The organism is Neorhizobium galegae, assembly GCF_021391675.1.
Taxonomy (GTDB): Bacteria; Pseudomonadota; Alphaproteobacteria; order Rhizobiales; family Rhizobiaceae; genus Neorhizobium; species Neorhizobium galegae_B.
The window spans coordinates 657,492-676,544 of sequence record NZ_CP090096.1; the positions used below are offsets into that span (position 1 = coordinate 657,492).

Consider the following 19,053-nt stretch of genomic DNA (forward strand, 5'->3'; position numbering starts at 1 on the left):
CGGGTCTAAGAAGACATCCCGTCGGCTTGCAACTATTGCTAGGCTTTGCGGTCTTGCCGAATTCAGGATTTTGGATGCCCCCTGACTATCTGGATACGAAACAGCTCGAAGCGTTCGTTGCCGTGATCTCGATCGGCAGCATGACCGGAGCTGCCAAGGCGCTGGGCAAGTCGCAGCCGGTGATTACCCGGCTCATACAGGATCTGGAGCAGGAACTCGGATTTCCAATCCTGCATCGGAACGGTCCGCGGATAGCGCCGACGGAGCATGGCGTGGCCTTCTTCGCTCAGGCGGAGCTGTTCTTGAGCGGATTGCGCACGATCAGCGAACGTGCCCGGTCGATCGCGACAGCGCGGGCGACGCCGATCGAAGTGGCGTCGATCCCGGCCATCGCCGCGAGCATTGTTCCGCTCGCCCTCAGTGACTTACCCGCGGATCAGTTTCCGGATCATGTCCACCTTCAAAGCACGTCGGCTGAAAATGTCGTGCAGGCGGTCGTAGCACGAACCGCTGATATCGGCATTGCAAGCCTTCCGCTGGATAATCCGGGGGTGGATGTGCATTGGGTGGGCGAAGTCCCCTGTGTCGCCGTTGTCGCCGCAAACGATCCCCTGGCCGGTCTCGATCTGCTTTCCGCGGAAAACCTGAAGGGCCGCCGGCTGATCGCTTCCGCCAACCCCTATCGGCTGAGGATGAGGATCGACAAGGCACTTGCGGAGCAGTCGATTGAAACGGGTGGAATTATCGACAGCAATGCGACTTATGTCTCGCTCGCGCTGGCTCGATCGGGACTTGGGGTGGCGATCGTCGAATCCGTTACCCTCACGGGCCTTCCGATCAAGGATGTCGTCATCCTGCCGCTCGCCTTCCACATTCCGTTCTACTGGGGCGTCATCACGGCAACCGGCGTACCGCTGCCTGCGACTGTTGAGCGGCTGATCTTGTCCATCGAGCGCCGAGCAATGGACGTGCCGCATTTTCGCAGGCTCAAAGGGATACCAGCGGTTTAGGCAGTTGATGCTCGATTTCTTGACCGCGCCGGCAAGACCGACGCCGAGCCCTGCGATGAGCATTTCGGCATAGGTTGTCGCATAAGAAAGCAGGAAGGTGGCCATCGCCGATGCCAGCATGGTGAGCGTGTAAACCAAACGCCCACCATAGCGCCCAGTCCAAATTCCAAGCACAAGATGGGCGACGGATCCGGTCAATATGGGCGTGCCGACCAACAGGCCGAACTGAGCCTCACTAAGTCCGAGATCCTGCTTGATGCGAACACCGATGATCGCAAAGATCGCCCACACGGCGAAACAGACGGTGAAGGCAGTCGTGGAAATCCACAGTGCTTTCGCTGGTGCGCCGGCGTTTAGGGAACAGTTTTTCTCAGAAACAGACTGACTTCTCCGCGGCCCGACAAGTTTGTGCTCAATCAATCGATGAGGGTCAGAAACGCCAAACGCCGCACGTCAGGGCAGGCATACGAAAGTACGCGGGATACCTGCTCAGCGGCTTTGCTTGAGGCGCACGTCATTGGGCTGCAAGATGCGGCCTTTCGGCTCACAATTTTATAAGAAAGGGCCGTGCCAGTTTCTGATGTCGAATATCCGGTCTTTTTGCCGGAATTCCGCCTGAACTGATCTCGGTAGAGCTTAAATCATCAGCAGTTGTTGTCAAAAATTGTGCACTGCGCACAAGGTAGGCGCTGGGCTGGGAACTGTCTTAGTCCTGCGCATATTCGGCCGCGATCCGAAAAGGTTCCCTGTTGATTTCCACAGAACCGAGCCGGTTCGGGCCATAATTTCCATTCAGAATTGAGCCTTGCGAACGTCCCACATCGGGGCACGCGGCGGGGCAACGGAGTGATCACGTGGGACCTCTAAACATCATCCGTCGGATGGCACTGCGCGAGAAGTCGTCGATTCGTGAGATTGCTATCCTGTCAGACCTGGAGTGGAACGGCCTGCCAATCCATGGGAGTGCCGGTCTTGAGCTAGGATTGATCAAGCGGTTCACGCTTCCCTGGAGCATCCTGAACGCAGTGAAGTGAAGCATGACGTTTGCGGTATCTACGCCTTTCGCCCATCAAGATGCTCTTGGATGATCCTGGCCCGGGTCCTGCGGCCCGAGAAATCCCAGCCGATCTTGCCGACAGTCTCAATATATTCGTCAAACATCGCGGCCCGCGCTTTCGTGCCTCTCCCTGGAGGCGCGGTCATCTTCTTCCAGGCACCTTCAAGACCATCCTTGAACTGGGTGCTCGGCCAGAAGTATCCTTTTCCTTCTGCGATATCTTTCGTCCACACTAGCGCGATATAGGCGGTAATGGCGCCACCAAACGCGGAAGTGACAGCTTTTATCCGCTCATCGCCCGCAACTGAGCCGAGCCAGGCCGGCAGTGGTTGGAGACTGACGAACAAGATAGCGTATGTCGCGAGCGCCATGATTCCTAATGCGGTGGCAATCCAGAATTCAATGAACCATCGGCCAGCTTTCGGCGCGGTCGGGAGGAGAAGGTTGCCGATCCACAGTAGCCCGAAGCCGCCGATGACGAGGGCAACATCCGCGATCAGCCACCAACCGCTGCCGGTGAAGGATCGAATACCGAGTAGCACGCCCGCCGTCGCCGGCAGGCCGGTTGTCGCCGTTCCGATGAACTGTTTCACTTTGGCGTTCCGTTCAACCGCCAACGATGCGGTATTGCGTGTTGACAGCGGTAGACCAGGCTGCCGTCATTATCGACGACCATTTCGATTTCAGGTGGGGGCGGGGGATCGAAATCGCATTTGGCGAATGCCATCGCCAGCAAATGATTGACCTGTTTGAGCGACGGAGGCGGCGCGAAATTCTGCCCCTGCCGTGTCATCTCGGTCGCAGCTTGGCGGACTGCTTCAAGGATATCAGGCACGAGATCGGGCCGACCGATCCTTACGTCAGGCAGCTGATTAAGCGGTACTTCCACCATGCGCAAACTCCAACTTGGGGCAAAAGACTGGGGATGCAAATGCTGATGTGAAACAAGCTATGGGGGTTCGATGGAGCAGCTCGAAGAGTAATCGCGGCTCGCGGAGAAGTCGAGTCGATTGGCTTGCGACGCCATCCGAAGAGGAAACCGTCGGATCAACCGGCGTCGCCGAAGCTCTCAGGAAGAGTACGTCTTCACCGTTGGTTCAGATCCTGTCAAGAGCAGCCATCTGGCTATCCATTGCTGGTCCAAGACTTCGTCCCATTGGCAATGGCTGCTCCTTGGCTGTCACATCAAAAGACCGGGCGATTTTGGCCTTGCCGGTATGACAATCCGGACAACCCGCTGTCATACGCGAAGGTAGCCGCGAAGCTGATCGAACGGATCGGCCGCATCGATTGCCTCGTCGGAACCATGGGGTCAGGCGGTTCGCTCTGCGGCACTGCCCGCTATCTGCGGCTGTTGTTTCCGGACCTCTTCGTTATTGGCGTCGACACGATGAACAGTGTCCTCTTCGGGCAGCCGGACGCACCGCGCTTGATCCGCGGACTGGGCGGCAGCATTCTTCCGAAGAATGTCGACCATACACAGGTGGGATGAGGTCCACTGGCTTTCCGCCGCATCGCCGGTCACCCGCATGTCGGGATGGCAGCCCCGAAACCGTCCGGCGCGGGCATGGCGACATGCCATCTCGGTCCGGACGTTACCCAAAGGCGAAATGCGCGGTCGTAGATTCGCGCGGTCCCTTGCCGACGACAGCAATGAATTTATGGCAGAAGATGCCGGGCGGCGCAACGCAGCAATGGCGTTGAGCCAGGCGATCACCTCGTGCTGAATCGAGATCGACGAGGTCCTGGCGATCCTTTTCGCGCTCAACCGGTCAGGCGTCGCGGTGATCATGATCGAACACATCATGCATGCGGTCATGCGCTTCTCGGAACGGGTCGTCTGCTTCGAGACCGGCCGCCTGATCGCGGCGGGAACCTCGTCCGAGATCGCCGAAAATCCGCTCGTTCAGAAGGTGTATTTCGGTGAATAGGCTGATTATTGAAAACCTGTCGGCCGGTTACGGCGCCGTCTCGGTCCTGCGAAAGGTTTCGCTGGAACTGAACGAGAGCGAGATGGTCGCGCTGCTCGGCATGAACGGCAACGGCAAGAGCACGCTGCTCAACTGCATCCTCGGTTTCGTGCGGGCAAGCGCGGGCCGGATCGTGCTCGAATGGAACGGCAAGAACACCGACCTCACGAAACTTCAACCGCACGAGATCGTCCGCCTCGGCCTGTCGATCGTCCCGGAAGGGCGCCGCCTCGTGCCGAACATCTCGGTCGAAGACAATCTCAAGCTCGCGGGCAGCAACCCCCTGGTCCGCGACCGGATGAAGCAGAACCTCGCCTACTGTTTCGAAACTTTCCCGCTGCTTCTGGAGCGTCGCAGGCAGATCGCTTCGACCATGAGCGGCGGGCAGCAGCAACTGCTGGCGATCGCCCGTTCGCTGATGACGGCGCCGAAGATCATCATCATCGACGAACCCTCGGTGGGCCTGGCGCCGATCGTCGTGCGCGACGTGCTGAATGCCATCACAAAGCTGCGCGAGAAGAGCAACATGACGATCCTGATGGCGGAGCAGAGCTTCTTCCAGGCGATCGACGTGTCGTCGCGCGCCTATGTGCTCGCCCATGGCAGCATTCAACGGGAGTTCAAGCGTTCGGACGGCGAGATCGCCCATGACGAGATCCGCCGCGCCATGCTGGGCGCGCATTAGGGGAGACACGGCGGAACCGCCGAGATCATGGTGGACGGCGGCATTCAGGCGGATGCGCGCTAGGGTTTCCGTCGAACGATCGCCTTTGCGATTGCGGGGCCACCGAGCATGAAGCTTCGGACGCCGTCGCGGACGATGTCGTCCAGAGATTCCGGGGTGGGCGTCGCGTATACGAACCGACGGATCGCCAGATAGAAGATGCGGCCATGGAGACCCCAGAACAATTCGGTCTCCCGCTCGGAAAGCGGCGCCTCGTCCGGGCCTGGCAGGCCCAGTTCGTGGCGGAGTTCCAGGCAGGCAGGTTCGACGATCTGCCGGCGCACGATGTCGAGATAGCGCGTCGTGATGTCGAAGGTTTTGAGGCCGGAGAAGACGAAGATCCGGACCCAGTCGTAGTGGAAGACACGCTCCACATATCGCAGGTAGAATTCCGTCAGCCGGCTTTCCAGTGATCGGCCGCGGTCGATGATGAGGCCGGCCCAGCTATCGTCCCAGCGGCTGAGATAAACATGTTCGTAGACCCGCTCGATCAAGGCTTCCTTGCTGGGAAAATGCCGGTAGATCGCAGAATGGGTGATGCCGATGCGCTTGGCGAGTTCGCGGGTCTGGCCCTCGAAGCCATGCTCGGCGAAGAAGCGGACGGCCTCCTCCAGGATGAACTGTTCGCGCTCGTTCGCCCGCATGTATTGCTTGGGACGCCGCGGTTTTTCTCCGCCACCTTCGCGTTCAAGGCTCTTCTGCTGATCCGTCATGCCTGCCCTGATCTGCCATGCCGCCACCGAGTCACCGGCAACTCATTTCGCATAGCGATACCGCGACCCGCGTTTGAGACCAAGTGGTAATTTTATTTGAGACCAGTTGGTTATTTTTCTTGACCGGCGGATCGACCTGCGAAATATTGTAACCAAGTGGTCACAAATCCGGAGGGCCACGTGGGAGGAGCCGGTGAAGGCGAGAGCTTTCGATTACATGCGCCCGAAATGCGTGCAGGAAGCATTGGAAGCTTTCGTCAGCGCGGATGGTGATGCGAGCTATATTGCGGGGGGCAGAGTCTCGTCCCGGCGCTCGCGCTTCGGCTGCAAGCCCCCGGCCTTCTCATCGATATCGCTCGCCTGGACGAACTGCGCGGCCTTTCCATCGCTGGCGGTCATCTGCGCATCGGCGCAACCACTCGTCACTGCGAAATTCTCGGCTCGGACCTCGTGCGGGAACATGCGCCGTTGCTTGCAAAGGCGGCTCCTTTCGTGGCGCACCCGGCGATCCGCAACAAAGGCACATTCGGCGGCAGCCTGGCACTTGCCGATCCCGCATCGGAATTCCCCGCCATGGCGCTGGCGCTTGATGCGATCATTGAAATTGCCTCCGTTGAAGGCGGCCGCCGCGTCGGTGCCGGCGATTTCTTCATCGATCTCTATGAAACGGCGCTTCAGCCCGGCGAGCTCATCACCGCGGTATACGTACCCCTGGCTACCGCGAAAACCCGGACAGCCTTCGACGAATTGGCCCGCCGGCGCGGCGATTATGCGATCGTCGGCGCAGGCATCGATGCGGAGATGCAGGGCGGTTTTGTCGAACGCATGCGGATCGCCTTCCTTTCGGTGGGCTCGACGCCGGTCAGGGCGGGTGCGGTCGAAGCCACGCTGACCGGGCGGCAATTGACGCCGGAGACGATCCGGCAGGCACAGGACGTACTCGGCACGGAGCTTGACCCGGTCGGTGACGAGCACACGCCTCCAGAGATGCGCCGGCATCTTGCAAGGGTGCTGCTCGGAAGGCTGCTTGGTCGGCTGGAGGCGAATGTATGAGCGGCAAGGTGGAGATTTCGCTGGCCGTGAACGGCGAGACAATCGAGGCTCTGGTTGCACCGCGCACCACGCTTGCCGATTTCCTGCGGCAGGACATCCAGCTCACCGGCACCCATACGGGTTGCGAAATGGGTGTCTGCGGCGCCTGCCTGGTATTGCTGGACGACCGACCGGTGCATGCCTGCCTGATGTTTGCGGTGCAGGCCGATGGCTGCGCCGTCGAGACGGTCGAAGGCCTGACCCTTCGCAGAGCTATAGACGACCTCCAGAAGGCGTTTCATGAGCGCAATGCTTTGCAATGCGGCTTCTGCACGCCGGGCATGCTGGTGAGCGCCTACGGGATTCTGGCTTCCGGGGGAGAACCCGATCGCGACGGTATCCGTGACGCGCTCTCGGGAAACTACTGTCGCTGTACCGGTTACGAATCGATCGTCGATGCGATCGAAACGACGGTGAGACAGCGCCGGCAGCATGTGGAGGAGGAGAAGGCATGAACGCGTTCGCCGGCTCCATCGACAGGCCGAACTCCTATATCGGCCGCTCGGTATCGCGACCGAATGCCAAGCGTCTGCTCGAGGGCCGGGGGCGGTACGTGACCGATCTCGTGCTGCCGCGCATGCTGCATGCGGCTTTCGTCCGCAGCCCTTATGCGCATGGAAAAATTGTTTCGATCGATATCGAGGAGGCAAAGGCCCTCTCCGGCGTTCGCGCGGTCTTCACCGGTGAGGACCTGGCATCGATCTGCGCGCCCTGGACCGGAACGCTCGATCATTTCACCAATATGAAGTCTCCGCCGCAAGTGCCGCTACCTCTTGAAAAGGTGATGTGGTCAGGGCAGCCGGTCGTTCTCATCGTCGCCGACAGCAGGGCGATCGCCGAAGATGCCGCCGAGCTGGTGATCGTCGATATCGAGGAGCTTCCAGCGCTGGCGGACCCGGTCGAGGCCATGTCCGCCGCGGCGATGTCGCAAGAGCTCGCCGACAATATCTGCTTTGCCACGAAACTCGACAGCGGCGGCGTCGAGGAGGCATTCGATGCAGCGGACACGACGGTCGAACAGAGCTTCATTTTCGGCCGGCACACGGCGGTGACACTCGAACCGCGCGCGATCGTTGCCGACTACGATCCGAGCGAGAACCGGCTGACTGCCCACCACGCGACCCAGACACCCTATCAGTTCCAGGATGTCTATTCCCGCCACTACGGCATTCCGGAAGCCAATGTCCGCGTCATCGCGCCGGATATCGGCGGTTCGTTCGGAATGAAACTGCATGTCTATCACGAGGAGATGGCGGTCGTTGGCGCGTCGATCCTGCTCGGTCGCCCCATCAAATACGTCGCCGACCGGATGGAATCCTTCGTCTCGGATATTCATGCCCGCGACCACCGGGTAACCGGGCGTCTTGCCCTCGACAGGGACGGCCGCATCACAGCCATGGACGTGGACGACGTCACCGCGATCGGTGCCTTTTCGAGCTACCCGCGCACCAGCGCGGTCGAGGGAAACCAGGTCATCCGCCTGATGGGCGCCCCTTATGACTTCTCGTCCTATCGCGCCAATCTTTCGGTCGTGTTCCAGAACAAGGTGCAGACCAGCCAGTATCGCGCCGTCGGGCACCCGATAGCCTGCGCGGTGACGGAATCCCTGGTCGACGCCGCGGCGCGCGAACTCAGCCTCGATCCGTTTGAAATCCGCGAACGCAATCTCATTCCGGACAGCAGCTATCCCCGCACATCGCCGACCGGGTACCAGTTCGAAAAGCTCTCCCACCAGGTCTGTCTCGCGCGGCTGAAGTCGATCATGAATTATGACGCTCTTCGTGCGGAGCAGGCGGGTCTGCGGCAGAAAGGTATCCTGCGCGGCATCGGTATCGCCCTTTTCGTAGAGATCACCAACCCGAGCCCGGCTTTTTACGGTGTCGGCGGCGCGCGGATTTCCGCGCAGGACGGAGCCATCCTCAAGCTCACGCCGTCCGGTGAGGTGCATTGTTCGATTTCCGTGACCGAACAGGGGCAGGGGACCGAGACCATCATCGGTCAGATCGTCGCGGACCAGCTCGGCATCGATCGTGAAAAAGTGCGGGTGATGACCGGCGACACGGATACGACACCCCATGGTGGCGCCACCTGGGCCTGCCGTGGGGCGGGCATCGGCGGCGAAACGGCGCTGCAGGCGGCGCGCAAGCTGAAGGCAAATCTGCTCGCCGTTGCAGGCCTCATCCTGCAGGCGCGGCCGGGCGAGCTTGATATCCGCGCGGACTGGATCGTCGAGGCGGTCACGGGCCAGCAACGCATCAGCCTGGCGGAAGTCGCGCGCATCGCTTTCTTCCGGTCGGACACGCTGCCGCCCGAAACTCAGGCGCAGCTTTCCGTTGCGCATCACTATGCGCCGCAGGGTTATCCGTTCGCATTCACGAACGGGGCCCAGGGCTGCCTGGTCGAAGTGGATGCGGAGACCGGTTTCGTGAAGATCCTCAAGCATTGGGTGGTCGAGGATTGCGGCCGCATCATCAATCCGCTGCTGGTGGACGAACAGGTGCGGGGCGGGGTGGTGCAGGGACTGGGCGCGGCTTTTTTCGAGGAATGCCTCTACAACGAGGAAGGTCAGCTCACCAACGGTTCGCTTGCCGATTACCTCGTGCCGATGGCCTGCGAGATGCCGGATATAGAGATTTCCCACGTCGAAACGCCGACCCGGGACACCGAGCTCGGTGCAAAGGGCTGTGGCGAAGCAGGGACGGCGGCGGCTTCCGCTGCCGCGATGAATGCCGTCAACGATGCGCTTGTGGGTCACGGCGCGGTGCTGACGCAGATACCGATGACGCCGACGCGCATATTGAAGGCGCTCGGCACGATCTGAACGCAATAACGATCCGATGTCAGGAGGAGGACAGGATGACAAACGGAATTGAGAAGCTGGCTTTAAGGCCGATCGGCCGCCGTGCAGCCCTTTTCGGGTTGGCCGGTGTCGCCGGAACACTTTCGATGCCATGGATAGCGCGGGCGCAGGCGGAAACCATCCGCATCGGTTTTCCGACGCCTTTGACCGGCCCGTTCGCAGCCGAGGCCAACGACCAGGTCCGCAGCGCCCAGCTCGCCGTAAAGCTCGCCAACGACAAGGGCGGAATTGCCGGACGGAAGGTCGAGCTCCTGGTGCGCGACGACAAGCTGAATGCCGGCGAAGCCGCCACCCGCACGCTCGAACTGATCGAAAAGGACAAGGTCCATGCCGTGGTCGGCGCACTTTCGAGCGCCGTACAGCTTGCGGTCAACGAGGTGACCCGTGCCCGCAGCATGCTGTACATCTCGATCAGCCAGTCGGACACCATCAACGAGATCAAGGATTTCAGCCCCTATACGTTCCACGAGGCGCTAAATCCGACGATGACGACCGCGGTTGTCGCCAAGCACAGTTTCAAGAAGGGTTCGAAGGTCGCCTATCTTGTTGCCGACTATGCCTACGGTCACGAGATGCTGCGCGGTTTCAAGCGGGCGGCCAAGGAAATCGGTGCACAAACAGTCAGCGAAATCCTGCACCCGTTCGGCGCGGCGGATTATTCGACCTTCATCCCGACCATCCTGTCGTCGGGCGCCGACATCCTCTGCATCTGCAATTTCGGTCGCGACCAGGCCAATTCCATCAAGCAGGCGGTGGATTTCGGCGTGAAGGACCAGATGAAGATCGTCGTGCCGGTGCTGCTGCACAACCAGCGGCTTGCGGTCGATCCCGAAGTCTTCGAAGGTGTCACCGGCGGCGCGAACTATTACTGGGGCCTGGAAGAAACGGTGCCTTCCGCAAAGGCGTTCAACGACGCCTTCAGAGCCATGTATAAGGGCACGATCCCGACCGACTATGGAGCCTACGGCTATACCGGCGTCGCTTCCCTGTTGATGGCCATCGAAAAAGCAGGCGGGACGGAGCCACAGAAGGTCATCGCGGCTCTGGAAGCGCTGAAATATGATATCGCCAAGGGAGAGCAGTCCTACCGCAAGTGCGACCACCAGTCGATGCAATCGGTACTCGTCCTGGAATCCAAGGCGAAAAGCGCGATGAAATCGGATGCCGATCTCTTCAAGATCGTCGCCGCGGAACCTGCGTCGGAGAGCGTGTTGCGAACCTGCTCCGAACTCGGCTTCAAGAGCTGATACCCTGGGACGGATGAGGTCATGACTGTCCAATTGATTGCAATGCAGCTGTTTTCGGGTCTCGCGCTGGGCGCCGTCCTGATCATGGTTGCGCTCGGCCTGTCGATCATCTTCGGCATGCTCGGCATCGTGAACTTCGCGCATGGTGCGCTGTTCATGGTGGGAGCCTATGCGGGGCTCTACGTGGCCGGCCTGACGGGGAGCTTCTGGTGGGCTCTCCTGATCGCGCCGGTCATGATCGGCCTGTTCGGCATGCTGATCGAGCGTTTCCTCATCCGTCCTCTCTATGGCCGCTCGCCGGACGATCCGCTGCTTCTAACCTTCGGCCTTGGTTACGTGCTGGTCGAGGCGGTACGGATATTTTTCGGCACCGACGGCATTCCGTTCTCGACGCCGGCAGCCCTTCGAGGCGTGGTGAACCTCGGCATCGGCTTTTTTCCGCTCTACCGCCTTTTCGTCATCGGGGTGGTTGTCGCCGTCCTGCTGCTGCTGTGGGTCGGTCTCGAAAAGACGAAATTCGGCCTGATCGTCAGGGCAGGTTCCGCCGATCCGCTGATCATGCGCGTGCTGGGTGTCGATATCAGTAGATTATGGTTGGTCGTGTTCGGTATCGGGGTCGGCATCACCGCACTCGGCGGTGTGCTTGCTGCACCGATGCGCAATGTCAGTCCGGAAATGGGCACGCTTGTGTTGGCCGAGGCCTTCGTGGTGACGGTCATCGGCGGCATGGGCTCGCTTCCCGGCGCCGTCATTGCCGGGCTCATCGTCGGCGTCTCGGTCAGCATGACATCGCTCTTCGCGCCGGAAATGGCGACGATCGTCATGTTCGCGCTGATGGCGCTCATTCTGCTGGTGCGTCCGAACGGCCTTTATGGCCGCGCCGCGCCTGGACTCTAGGGAGACCGCCATGTCCGTCATCAGAAATGCGGAACTTGTCCCGGCGCCCGCCCGCCGCAGCTTCGCGACACTGTTTTCCAATGTCAGCCGCTGGCGGGTGCCGCTTTCAATCCTGGCGCTCTGCATCCTGCCCTGGGTGCTGCCCTCGCAGGCGCTGGCCGTCAACGTGTTGATCTACGGCCTCGTCGCCGTCGGCTACAACCTGCTCTTCGGTTACACCGGCCTGCTTTCCTTCGGTCATGCGGCTTTCTTCGGGGCCGGAGCCTATGCGACGGGTATCGCGATCGGTGCTTTCGGGGTCCACTGGTTCATCGCGATGCTGATCGGTGTGCTGATTTCGGGCCTGCTTGCGACGGTCATGGGGGTGCTCGCCATCCGCACGCGTGGCATCTACTTCTCGATGGTGACGCTCGCGCTGGCACAGCTCGTCTACTATGCGGCGCTGCAAGCCTCATCCTGGACCGGCGGCGAAAATGGTCTGCGCGGCTTTACGGTCAGCACGCTGCACCTTCCCGGCTTCTCGGTAAATTTCCTCGATCCTCTCGTGAAATATTACGCGATCATGATCGTGGTCGCGGCGGCGCTCTGGTTCGTGTCGAGGGTATTGAATTCGCCTTTCGGCGCGGTGATCGAGGCGATCCGCGAAAACGAGACGCGGGCGCGCGCCTGCGGCTATGATGTCGAGCGAACCAAGCTGCTGTCCTTCATCCTTTCAGGCATTCTCTGCGGGCTCGCGGGCACGCTGTCGGCGATGCATCTTTCGATCGTGCCCCTGGATTCGCTCCACTACCATACGTCCGGTCTGATCGTGATGATGACGCTGCTCGGCGGCGCCGGCAGCTTCTTCGGTCCGTTTATCGGCGCGTTGGCGTTTCTTTCGATGGAGGACATTTTCTCGCTCTGGACATCCAACTGGCAGCTCATTGTCGGCGTGATCTTCATCCTCTTCGTCCTCTATCTGCCGAAGGGCATCTGGGGCACCTTAATAACCTGGGGCAAAAGCCGATGAGCGCACCCATCATGAGCGTCACCAATATCGGCAAGCAGTTCGGCGGACTGGTCGCACTGAAGGACGTGACGGCCGATTTCCGGGAAGGCCAGATCACCGCCATCATCGGGCCGAACGGTGCCGGCAAGAGCACGTTCTTCAACATCCTGTCCGGCGCCCTGAAACCCTCCAGCGGAACGCTTAGGTTTCGTGGCGCGGACATGGCGGGCGTGCCACAGCACGACTATGTGCACCGCGGCATCGCCCGCTCGTACCAGATCACCAACATCTTCCCCAACCTTTCCGTCTTTGAGAACGTCCGTGTCGCTGCACAGGCTTTCCGATCCCGCATGAACATCTGGGCAGACCGCAGTGCCGACAGGGATAGCGAGGACAGGGCCTCGGCAATGCTCGCATCTGTCGGGTTGTCGGCGCGGGCGGCGACACCGGCCAAATTCCTGGCGCACGGCCAGCAGCGTGCGCTGGAAATCGCCATCGCCCTGGTGGCCGATCCGGCGCTTCTGTTGCTCGATGAGCCGACTGCCGGGATGGGGCCGGAAGAGACGCGCGAGATGGTCGCGCTGATAGAGAAGCTGGCGACCCAACGCACGATCCTGCTGGTCGAGCACAAGATGAAGATGATCCTCGGCCTCAGCGACCGCGTGCTCGTACTTCACCATGGCCAGTTGCTGGCCGACGGGACACCGAAGGAAATCCAGGCGAACTCCGAGGTTCGCCGCGTCTACCTGGGACAAAATGATGGCTATGCTTGAAATCGAAGGCCTGAACGGCTGGTATGGCGCGAGCCATGTGCTTCATGGGGTATCGTTTGCGGTGGAACCGGGCGAGATCGTCGCGCTTGTCGGCCGCAACGGCGCCGGCAAGACGAGCATCATCCGTTCGATCATGGGGCTCATGCCGCGTACCGCCGGCGCCATCCGGTTCAACGGCGAAGACATATCCCGGCTAAAGGCTCACGACCGCTATGTCCGCGGCCTCGCCTATGTTCCGGAAGAACGTCGTATCGTGCGTGGGCTGACGGTGCTGGAAAACCTGCAGCTGGGGCTCGTCGCCGACCGTAAGCGGATCGACGAGGCGGCTGCGATCGACGAGATCGCCCGCAGCTTCCCGCGCTTGAAGGAGCGGTTGCATCAGGAAGGTGTAACGATGTCGGGCGGCGAGCAGCAGATGTTGGCGATAGCCCGCGCCATGATCGCCCGGCCGAAGATGATCCTGCTCGACGAGCCGTCGGAAGGCATCATGCCCGTGCTGGTCGAGGAGATGGGCGCACTGTTCAGGCGGCTGCGGGAGGAGGGGACGACGCTGCTCCTCGTCGAGCAGAATGTCGAATGGGCGCTGAACCTTTCGGACCGGGCGGTTATCGTCGACCAGGGCGAGATCGTCTATCGCAGCGATGCGGCAACACTTCTGGCGGACAAGGACATTCAGGAGCGATACTGCGCGGTCTGAGCCCGCAATCCACCGACCCGATCATCATCGAACACAGGGCTTCGTCGCTTGCGCGGCGAAGAGCGATATTTTAATGGAAATCACTGGAGAGTACCGGCTGGAAGAGCCGCGTGACAACGTGTGGGTGAGGCTCTTCGATCCCGATGTCCTGCGCCGTTGCATTCCGGGCTGCAAGGAACTGACGCAGAAGGCCGAGAACAGTTTCGACGCCAAGGTCGTGCTCAAGATAGGCCCGGTTTCCGCAACCTTTGCGGCCACCGTCGAGATCATCGATATCGAGGCGCCGGAGAGCTGCCGCATCATCGGCAAGGGAAACGGCGGCATCGCCGGTTTCGCCAAGGGAGACTGCGTTGTCAGGCTTGCGCAGGATGGCGACGCCACCATCCTGACCTATAGCGCCGACGCGGAAATCGGCGGAAAGATTGCAGCGCTGGGCGGCAGATTGGTGCAGGCGACATCGAAAAAGCTCGCCGACCAGTTCTTTGTTTCATTCTCCTCGCGCGAGGACTAACGCGTCCCGAACACGACGGATCCCGCCGTGGCGCATCGAACCATCGTCGTCGGCCGTCTCGTCATGCCATCAGGGCCGTCATGATCCGATCGCGGGTCATCGGCATATGATGAATGCGCGTGCCGAGGGCATGGGCGACCGCATTGCCGATGGCGGCTGCCGTTGGACCACCTGCGCATTCACCGACGCCGAGCGGCGGGCATTCACTGGCTTCGACAAGCTCGACGCGAATCTCGGGTATCTGCGAAAAGCGGATGACCGGATAACTTTCCCAGTCGAGCGTCGCGATACCCTGCGGACCGAAGCGGACCTCCTCGATCAGCGTCCAGCTGATGGCCTGGACGATATTGCCTTCGATCTGGTTGAGAATTCCGTTGGGATTGATGGCGAGCCCGGCGTCGATGGCGCACCAGATATCCGTGACCCGCACTGCCTCGTCCACATCGACGGCGGCGACGACCGCCGCATAGGCCGAAGAATTCTTGTAGCGGGCGAGGCCGATACCCAGCCCGCTGCCCGCCCCCCGGCATCGCGGGATGACCAGTTCGCCATCGCGGCCGCTTTCTCGAGGACGCGACGGGCGCGAGGGTCGGAAAGGATGGCCAGCCGGTATGCAACCGGATCTTCGCCTGCTTGCCCGGCCAGATCATCGAGAAGGCCTTCGATGGCGAAGACGTTCAGCGTCGCTCCGAGGCCGCGCAATGACGAGGTCCGTACCGGCACGTCGTGGATCAGATGCAATTCGATCCGCTTCGGGCCGATGTCGTAAAGGGGAATGCCGTTGCGGGCAGCTCCGCCGCCGCGTTCAAGCGGAATGTCGAAGGGCTTGCGGTCAGGTGGCGGCGTCTTCATGGCGTGGGCGGCAAGCAGGCTGGCGCCGCCGACACCGGGCCGCTGGCCGTGGGTGGCACTCCAGATTTCCGTAGTCCAGTCGACGGGCCGGCCGGCCGCGTTCAATCCTGCATGGACGGCGACGGTCATGGCCGAGGAGAGAGGCTCGTAGCCAAATTCCTCTTCGCGCCGCCACATGAGGCGGATCGGCTGATCGGGCAGCGCGAGTGCCACGAGAGCAGTATCCAAGGCGGCGTCGTCGGCACCGTTATGGCCATAACAGCCGGCACCCTGGACATGATGACAGGCAACCGCGTCGAGCGAAAATCCGACCGTTCTTGCGATATTCTCCCGCAGCGGGTGCATGCCTTGTGCATGGGACCAGACGGCAAGGATGCCGTCACGGTAGAGCGCGATCGCGCAGGAGGGCGCGATGGAGCCGTGCGAAAGGAACGGGCGGGTGAAGCGCGCGGAGACACGATTCGTCGCCAGCTCCGGCGGAGGATCGCCCATGAGACGATCGTCCGCGGGCTGGGAGGCGACCCAGTCTGGCGTTGCCTGTTCGGGCGAGAGACTGAGGGCATTGTCCCAGACGGCGCCTTCCGTTGCAGCCACGGCGGCAGCGCGGACCGCGGTCTCGTCGGTGCCGACGAACGCCACGAAATTGTTGAGGCGAACGATGCGAACCCCGCCTCCCGCTCTGCGCCGGATGATTTTCTCATCCAGTTGCAGAAGCACCGCGCCCGGCCCGGGCTGGCGCAGTGTCCGCGCGTGCAGCATTCCCGGAAGCATCATATCCTGGATGAAGCCGGATCCGGTGAGTTTTGCCGGCAGGTCCAGCCGTGGGACAGATCTGCCGACGAGGCGGTGAGCGCTTTGGGGTTTTGGCGGAACCGTGCCGGTGGCTTCGGCGGAAAGGTCGAGTTCTCCAGCAATGTTCCAATAGTCGATGCCGCTCGGTGCACCGTTCTTCAAGAAGGCGCCGTCCGCGACCGTCAGCTCGTCGGGTGCCGCATTCAGGCGCAGCGCCGCCCGCGCCAATGCAAGCGCACGGACTTCCGCCGCGACAAGGCGGATCGCAGCACCGGAATGCTCGATGGACCAGCTCGAGGCGGTATAACCTTCGCCTGGACCTTCGACGCTGTTGCCGGACATCATCCGCACTTGATCAATGCGAAGATCCAGTTCCTCCGCCGCGATCTGCGCAAGCGCCGTCAGCACGCCCTGGCCGAGTTCCACCTTGCCGGTGCCGATCCGCACCGTGTGGTCGTCCTGAAAGCGAAGCCAGCGGTCGAGCCGGGGATTGTCCTTCAGGCTGAAGGTAAGAGCGGTCATCAGGCTACCTTCTCACGCATGTCGGCTGCCGCCTTCAGCACGGCGCGCAAAATGCGGGGGTGGGAGCCACAGCGGCAGAGATTTGCGTCGAGCGCTGCGGCGATTTCGGCCCGCGTCGGGTCGGGATTGTGATCGAGGAAAGCCTTTGCCGCGATGAGAATGCCCGATAGGCAATAACCGCATTGTCCTGCCTGCTCGTCGAGGAATGCCTGCTGCAGCGGATGCAATGCATCCGCCGAGCCCAAGCCTTCGACCGTGGTGATCGTGCGGCCGGAAAGCGTGCCGATCTCCCGGCTGCAGGAATAGGCGGCAACGCCGTCGATCAGAACCATGCAGGCGCCGCATTGCTCCAATCCGCAGCCATACCGGCTGCCTTTCAGCCCCAGGTGATTGCGCAGCACGTCCAGAAGCGGCGCTGACGAAGGCACGTCCAGCTCATGCACCTGCCCATTGACATTGAGAGTGAGGCATTCGTTCATCCAGTTCAATTCCATCCTTGCGCCAGTATCTCCAAGTCCCGCCGAGAGGCGTCGCGGCCAGGTGATTGCGGCCGCGACACCGATAAGGCGCTACTGCGCCTGCGACGAGCAGCTTAGGTCGGCTCGACAAGCCCGGCCTTGACCAGCGGCTCGATCGACCGGATCTCGCGTTCGATCGAGCCGGCCATTTCGTCAGGCGAATTGACGACGGGGGTCAGTCCAAGCGACGCAAATTTCTTCTGTGCTGCCGGCGTATCGCTCCACTCCTTGATGGCTATATAGATCTTGCTCACGATCTCCTTGGGCATCCCTTTTGGGCCGACAGCGCCGAACCAGAGGGTCTGCTCGTAGCCGTTGAGACCCTGTTCTGCGACGGTCTGCACCTCGGGCAGTTCCGGAATCCGCTTGGCCGAGGTAACCGCAAGCCCACGGATTTTCGCCTCGCGGATATGAGGGAGATAGTTGGACGGGGCGTCGAGCGCGAAGTGGATGTGCCCGCCCAGCAGGTCGGCCAGCAGCGGCGGCGAACCCTTGTAGGGAATATGGTTGATCTGCACGCCGGCCATCTGGCCGATGATCGCAGCGGCTATATGCCCCTTGGTCCCCGCACCCGGATTTCCAATATTCAACTTTCCAGGGTTTGCCTTTGCATAGGCGATGAGTTCCTGGACCGATTTCGCCGGAGCCGAAGCGCTTGCGCTGAGCAGCGCCGGGCTTTCTGCGACAATCGAGATCGGTGTGAAGTCCACCTGCGGATCGTATGCAAGGTTCTTTTGCACCACCTTGTTAGCCGCAATCGGCGCGCTGCCGCTGATCATGATCGTGTAGCCGTCGGGCGCGGCGCGTGTGAGCCGGCCGCCGGCCAGGGCCCGGCTGCGCCGGCATGGTTCTCGATGACGAATTGCTGGCCGTATTTGGCCGTCAATGCGTCCGCGACCAGCCGGGCAATTATGTCACTGGTGCCACCCGGAGGATAAGCCGAGATCACCACCACCGATTTGCTCGGCCAACTGTCGGCCAGCGCAATTCCTCTGGACGCCAGCATGGCAGCTGTCCCGCCCAATACGATAAATTCCCGCCTGTTCATTACACGTCTCCTCCCACCCGTTGAATCGAGTTCTATAGGCGCAACACTATCGTGCCGGATTGCGACCGCGAACCTCTGACTGAGACCATTCCGCTGCTTGGAATGGTCCGCTCGATCGCAAGCCTTGATGGCCGTCATTCCATGCCGGCAAGCCAGCGTTCCTCGCCCTCATGAAAAGCGCCGAGTTGGTCCGGCCGATCGTCGCCCAGCAGATCGGATTTTACCGTCACCCCGCGCGTATGCTGGATATAAGCCAGGAACTTGTAGGAGGGACGCATCGTCGACAGGACGGACCAGTCGATGGGAAGTGTCTCTGCCGGGTTGACGGGCTTGGCGATATCCCTCTCGAACAGGACCTCGAAGGTGAGGAGCTTCCAGGTGCCGGCCTCCCGCACGGCGCGGGAGAAGAACCGGCAGAAGACATGAAGGTCGATCTCGACGCCGTCAGGCCTTGCGCGATTGAAGATCATCGCCGGGCTTTCCACCGTTGCCCGGTCCCCAGTCACTTGCGCAAAGGCGGGAAAGACCCAGTGTTTGCTGTTTCCGGTCGCCTTCATCCACTCGCGCGTAGCGTCCACATAGGCCTGGCCGCCACGTCCCTCGTACCAGCTTGTCCGGATATAGGCGTCGCGATGGAAGCATGCGCTCATCACGTCGAAACGGCGCTGGTCACGGGCAAAGCGTTCGCGGCGCACGAGATCGAAGAGTTCTTCGCGGTCTAGAAGAGCCCGAAGGCGCCTGTCGTCGTCCGGTTGCATAAGGGTCTCCTCAAAGTTGGTGCG

General features: G+C 61.4%; 21 protein-coding genes and 2 pseudogenes. 13 read left to right on the top strand and 10 right to left on the bottom strand.

Annotated features, from left to right (window positions below):
- Positions 1-74: 74 nt before the first annotated feature.
- Positions 75-1,010 carry a LysR family transcriptional regulator gene (locus LZK81_RS25815; protein ID WP_046604905.1) on the top strand — a complete coding sequence of 312 codons (936 nt, stop codon included), beginning with the start codon at positions 75-77 and terminating at the stop codon, positions 1,008-1,010.
- Here LZK81_RS25815 and LZK81_RS25820 read toward each other — a convergent pair.
- The 3 genes and pseudogenes from LZK81_RS25820 to LZK81_RS25830 all read right to left on the bottom strand — a co-directional run.
- A pseudogene (locus LZK81_RS25820) lies at positions 987-1,427 on the bottom strand (MFS transporter); the annotation flags it as partial. The gene LZK81_RS25815 and the pseudogene LZK81_RS25820 sit on opposite strands and share 24 nt — an antisense overlap.
- A gap of 636 nt (positions 1,428-2,063) precedes the next feature.
- On the bottom strand, positions 2,064-2,660 hold the full coding sequence (locus tag LZK81_RS25825) for a hypothetical protein (protein WP_233956755.1): 597 nt from the start codon (positions 2,658-2,660) through the stop codon (positions 2,064-2,066).
- Complete coding sequence (locus LZK81_RS25830; protein WP_233956756.1) at positions 2,657-2,959, bottom strand: hypothetical protein; 303 nt, start codon at positions 2,957-2,959, stop codon at positions 2,657-2,659. Before LZK81_RS25830 ends, LZK81_RS25825 begins: the two co-directional genes overlap by 4 nt.
- 270 nt (positions 2,960-3,229) lie before the next feature.
- Here LZK81_RS25830 and LZK81_RS25835 point away from each other — a divergent pair, with 270 nt between their 5' ends.
- The 3 genes from LZK81_RS25835 (at position 3,230) to LZK81_RS25845 (ending at position 4,722) form a co-directional block, all read left to right on the top strand.
- A complete protein-coding gene (locus LZK81_RS25835; protein ID WP_233957823.1) occupies positions 3,230-3,559 on the top strand; it encodes a pyridoxal-phosphate dependent enzyme in 330 nt (109 codons plus the stop codon).
- Between the two features lie 298 nt (positions 3,560-3,857).
- A complete protein-coding gene (locus tag LZK81_RS25840; RefSeq protein WP_233956758.1) occupies positions 3,858-3,998 on the top strand; it encodes a hypothetical protein in 141 nt (46 codons plus the stop codon).
- Positions 3,991-4,722, top strand: coding sequence for an ABC transporter ATP-binding protein (locus tag LZK81_RS25845; RefSeq protein WP_052756832.1), 732 nt, complete (start codon positions 3,991-3,993; stop codon positions 4,720-4,722). The genes LZK81_RS25840 and LZK81_RS25845 overlap by 8 nt, the downstream gene beginning before the upstream one ends.
- A 59-nt stretch (positions 4,723-4,781) precedes the next feature.
- Here the strand turns inward: LZK81_RS25845 and LZK81_RS25850 are convergent, their stop codons facing one another.
- Positions 4,782-5,405, bottom strand: coding sequence for a TetR/AcrR family transcriptional regulator (locus LZK81_RS25850; protein ID WP_046605048.1), 624 nt, complete (start codon positions 5,403-5,405; stop codon positions 4,782-4,784).
- 262 nt (positions 5,406-5,667) lie between these two features.
- On the opposite strand from LZK81_RS25850, the pseudogene LZK81_RS25855 reads away from it, so the two are divergent.
- From LZK81_RS25855 to LZK81_RS25895, 9 genes and pseudogenes are all read left to right on the top strand, one after another.
- A pseudogene (locus LZK81_RS25855) lies at positions 5,668-6,527 on the top strand (FAD binding domain-containing protein).
- The gene (locus LZK81_RS25860; protein ID WP_233956759.1) at positions 6,524-7,021 is read left to right on the top strand and encodes a (2Fe-2S)-binding protein; all 498 of its coding nucleotides are present in this window, start codon (positions 6,524-6,526) and stop codon (positions 7,019-7,021) included. Before LZK81_RS25855 ends, LZK81_RS25860 begins: the two are co-directional and overlap by 4 nt.
- Entirely contained in the window at positions 7,018-9,387 is a 2,370-nt protein-coding gene (locus tag LZK81_RS25865) for a xanthine dehydrogenase family protein molybdopterin-binding subunit (protein ID WP_233956760.1), read from the top strand. The genes LZK81_RS25860 and LZK81_RS25865 overlap by 4 nt, the downstream gene beginning before the upstream one ends.
- 35 nt (positions 9,388-9,422) lie before the next feature.
- Positions 9,423-10,673, top strand: coding sequence for an ABC transporter substrate-binding protein (locus LZK81_RS25870; RefSeq protein ID WP_233956762.1), 1,251 nt, complete (start codon positions 9,423-9,425; stop codon positions 10,671-10,673).
- Between the two features lie 21 nt (positions 10,674-10,694).
- Positions 10,695-11,570: a branched-chain amino acid ABC transporter permease gene (locus LZK81_RS25875; protein ID WP_233956763.1), complete on the top strand. Its 876-nt coding sequence runs from the start codon at positions 10,695-10,697 to the stop codon at positions 11,568-11,570.
- Positions 11,571-11,580: 10 nt separating this feature from the next.
- Positions 11,581-12,579: a branched-chain amino acid ABC transporter permease gene (locus LZK81_RS25880; protein ID WP_233956764.1), complete on the top strand. Its 999-nt coding sequence runs from the start codon at positions 11,581-11,583 to the stop codon at positions 12,577-12,579.
- Entirely contained in the window at positions 12,576-13,331 is a 756-nt protein-coding gene (locus LZK81_RS25885; protein WP_233956765.1) for an ABC transporter ATP-binding protein, read from the top strand. The genes LZK81_RS25880 and LZK81_RS25885 overlap by 4 nt, the downstream gene beginning before the upstream one ends.
- A complete protein-coding gene (locus LZK81_RS25890) occupies positions 13,324-14,028 on the top strand; it encodes an ABC transporter ATP-binding protein (protein WP_233957824.1) in 705 nt (234 codons plus the stop codon). The genes LZK81_RS25885 and LZK81_RS25890 overlap by 8 nt, the downstream gene beginning before the upstream one ends.
- Before the next feature lie 73 nt (positions 14,029-14,101).
- A complete protein-coding gene (locus tag LZK81_RS25895) occupies positions 14,102-14,539 on the top strand; it encodes a CoxG family protein (protein WP_233956766.1) in 438 nt (145 codons plus the stop codon).
- 61 nt (positions 14,540-14,600) lie between these two features.
- Here the strand turns inward: LZK81_RS25895 and LZK81_RS25900 are convergent, their stop codons facing one another.
- The 6 genes from LZK81_RS25900 to LZK81_RS25925 all read right to left on the bottom strand — a co-directional run bounded on the left by LZK81_RS25900 (position 14,601) and on the right by LZK81_RS25925 (position 19,029).
- On the bottom strand, positions 14,601-14,969 hold the full coding sequence (locus tag LZK81_RS25900; RefSeq protein ID WP_233956767.1) for a molybdopterin cofactor-binding domain-containing protein: 369 nt from the start codon (positions 14,967-14,969) through the stop codon (positions 14,601-14,603).
- A complete protein-coding gene (locus LZK81_RS25905; protein ID WP_233956768.1) occupies positions 14,858-16,705 on the bottom strand; it encodes a molybdopterin cofactor-binding domain-containing protein in 1,848 nt (615 codons plus the stop codon). Before LZK81_RS25905 ends, LZK81_RS25900 begins: the two co-directional genes overlap by 112 nt.
- Entirely contained in the window at positions 16,705-17,184 is a 480-nt protein-coding gene (locus LZK81_RS25910) for a (2Fe-2S)-binding protein (RefSeq protein ID WP_233957825.1), read from the bottom strand. Before LZK81_RS25910 ends, LZK81_RS25905 begins: the two co-directional genes overlap by 1 nt.
- Before the next feature lie 113 nt (positions 17,185-17,297).
- A complete protein-coding gene (locus LZK81_RS25915; RefSeq protein ID WP_233956769.1) occupies positions 17,298-18,002 on the bottom strand; it encodes a Bug family tripartite tricarboxylate transporter substrate binding protein in 705 nt (234 codons plus the stop codon).
- On the bottom strand, positions 17,999-18,271 hold the full coding sequence (locus LZK81_RS25920) for a hypothetical protein (RefSeq protein WP_233956770.1): 273 nt from the start codon (positions 18,269-18,271) through the stop codon (positions 17,999-18,001). Before LZK81_RS25920 ends, LZK81_RS25915 begins: the two co-directional genes overlap by 4 nt.
- Positions 18,272-18,405: 134 nt before the next feature.
- A complete protein-coding gene (locus LZK81_RS25925; protein WP_233956771.1) occupies positions 18,406-19,029 on the bottom strand; it encodes a nuclear transport factor 2 family protein in 624 nt (207 codons plus the stop codon).
- Between the last annotated feature and the right edge of the window lie 24 nt (positions 19,030-19,053).

What these genes read in the sequence shown, in the direction of transcription:
- LZK81_RS25885 (WP_233956765.1), top strand. Translation starts at nt 12,576, where the DNA reads ATGAGCGCACCCATCATGAGCGTCACCAATATCGGCAAGCAGTTCGGC.
- LZK81_RS25875 (WP_233956763.1), top strand. Translation starts at nt 10,695, where the DNA reads ATGACTGTCCAATTGATTGCAATGCAGCTGTTTTCGGGTCTCGCGCTG.
- LZK81_RS25830 (WP_233956756.1), bottom strand. Translation starts at nt 2,959, where the DNA reads ATGGTGGAAGTACCGCTTAATCAGCTGCCTGACGTAAGGATCGGTCGG.
- LZK81_RS25910 (WP_233957825.1), bottom strand. Translation starts at nt 17,184, where the DNA reads ATGAACGAATGCCTCACTCTCAATGTCAATGGGCAGGTGCATGAGCTG.
- LZK81_RS25880 (WP_233956764.1), top strand. Translation starts at nt 11,581, where the DNA reads ATGTCCGTCATCAGAAATGCGGAACTTGTCCCGGCGCCCGCCCGCCGC.
- LZK81_RS25860 (WP_233956759.1), top strand. Translation starts at nt 6,524, where the DNA reads ATGAGCGGCAAGGTGGAGATTTCGCTGGCCGTGAACGGCGAGACAATC.
- LZK81_RS25840 (WP_233956758.1), top strand. Translation starts at nt 3,858, where the DNA reads ATGATCGAACACATCATGCATGCGGTCATGCGCTTCTCGGAACGGGTC.
- LZK81_RS25850 (WP_046605048.1), bottom strand. Translation starts at nt 5,405, where the DNA reads ATGCGGGCGAACGAGCGCGAACAGTTCATCCTGGAGGAGGCCGTCCGC.
- LZK81_RS25920 (WP_233956770.1), bottom strand. Translation starts at nt 18,271, where the DNA reads ATGAACAGGCGGGAATTTATCGTATTGGGCGGGACAGCTGCCATGCTG.
- LZK81_RS25890 (WP_233957824.1), top strand. Translation starts at nt 13,324, where the DNA reads ATGCTTGAAATCGAAGGCCTGAACGGCTGGTATGGCGCGAGCCATGTG.
- LZK81_RS25915 (WP_233956769.1), bottom strand. Translation starts at nt 18,002, where the DNA reads ATGATCAGCGGCAGCGCGCCGATTGCGGCTAACAAGGTGGTGCAAAAG.
- LZK81_RS25895 (WP_233956766.1), top strand. Translation starts at nt 14,102, where the DNA reads ATGGAAATCACTGGAGAGTACCGGCTGGAAGAGCCGCGTGACAACGTG.
- LZK81_RS25870 (WP_233956762.1), top strand. Translation starts at nt 9,423, where the DNA reads ATGACAAACGGAATTGAGAAGCTGGCTTTAAGGCCGATCGGCCGCCGT.
- LZK81_RS25905 (WP_233956768.1), bottom strand. Translation starts at nt 16,705, where the DNA reads ATGACCGCTCTTACCTTCAGCCTGAAGGACAATCCCCGGCTCGACCGC.
- LZK81_RS25835 (WP_233957823.1), top strand. Translation starts at nt 3,230, where the DNA reads ATGGCTGCTCCTTGGCTGTCACATCAAAAGACCGGGCGATTTTGGCCT.
- LZK81_RS25925 (WP_233956771.1), bottom strand. Translation starts at nt 19,029, where the DNA reads ATGCAACCGGACGACGACAGGCGCCTTCGGGCTCTTCTAGACCGCGAA.
- LZK81_RS25815 (WP_046604905.1), top strand. Translation starts at nt 75, where the DNA reads ATGCCCCCTGACTATCTGGATACGAAACAGCTCGAAGCGTTCGTTGCC.
- LZK81_RS25865 (WP_233956760.1), top strand. Translation starts at nt 7,018, where the DNA reads ATGAACGCGTTCGCCGGCTCCATCGACAGGCCGAACTCCTATATCGGC.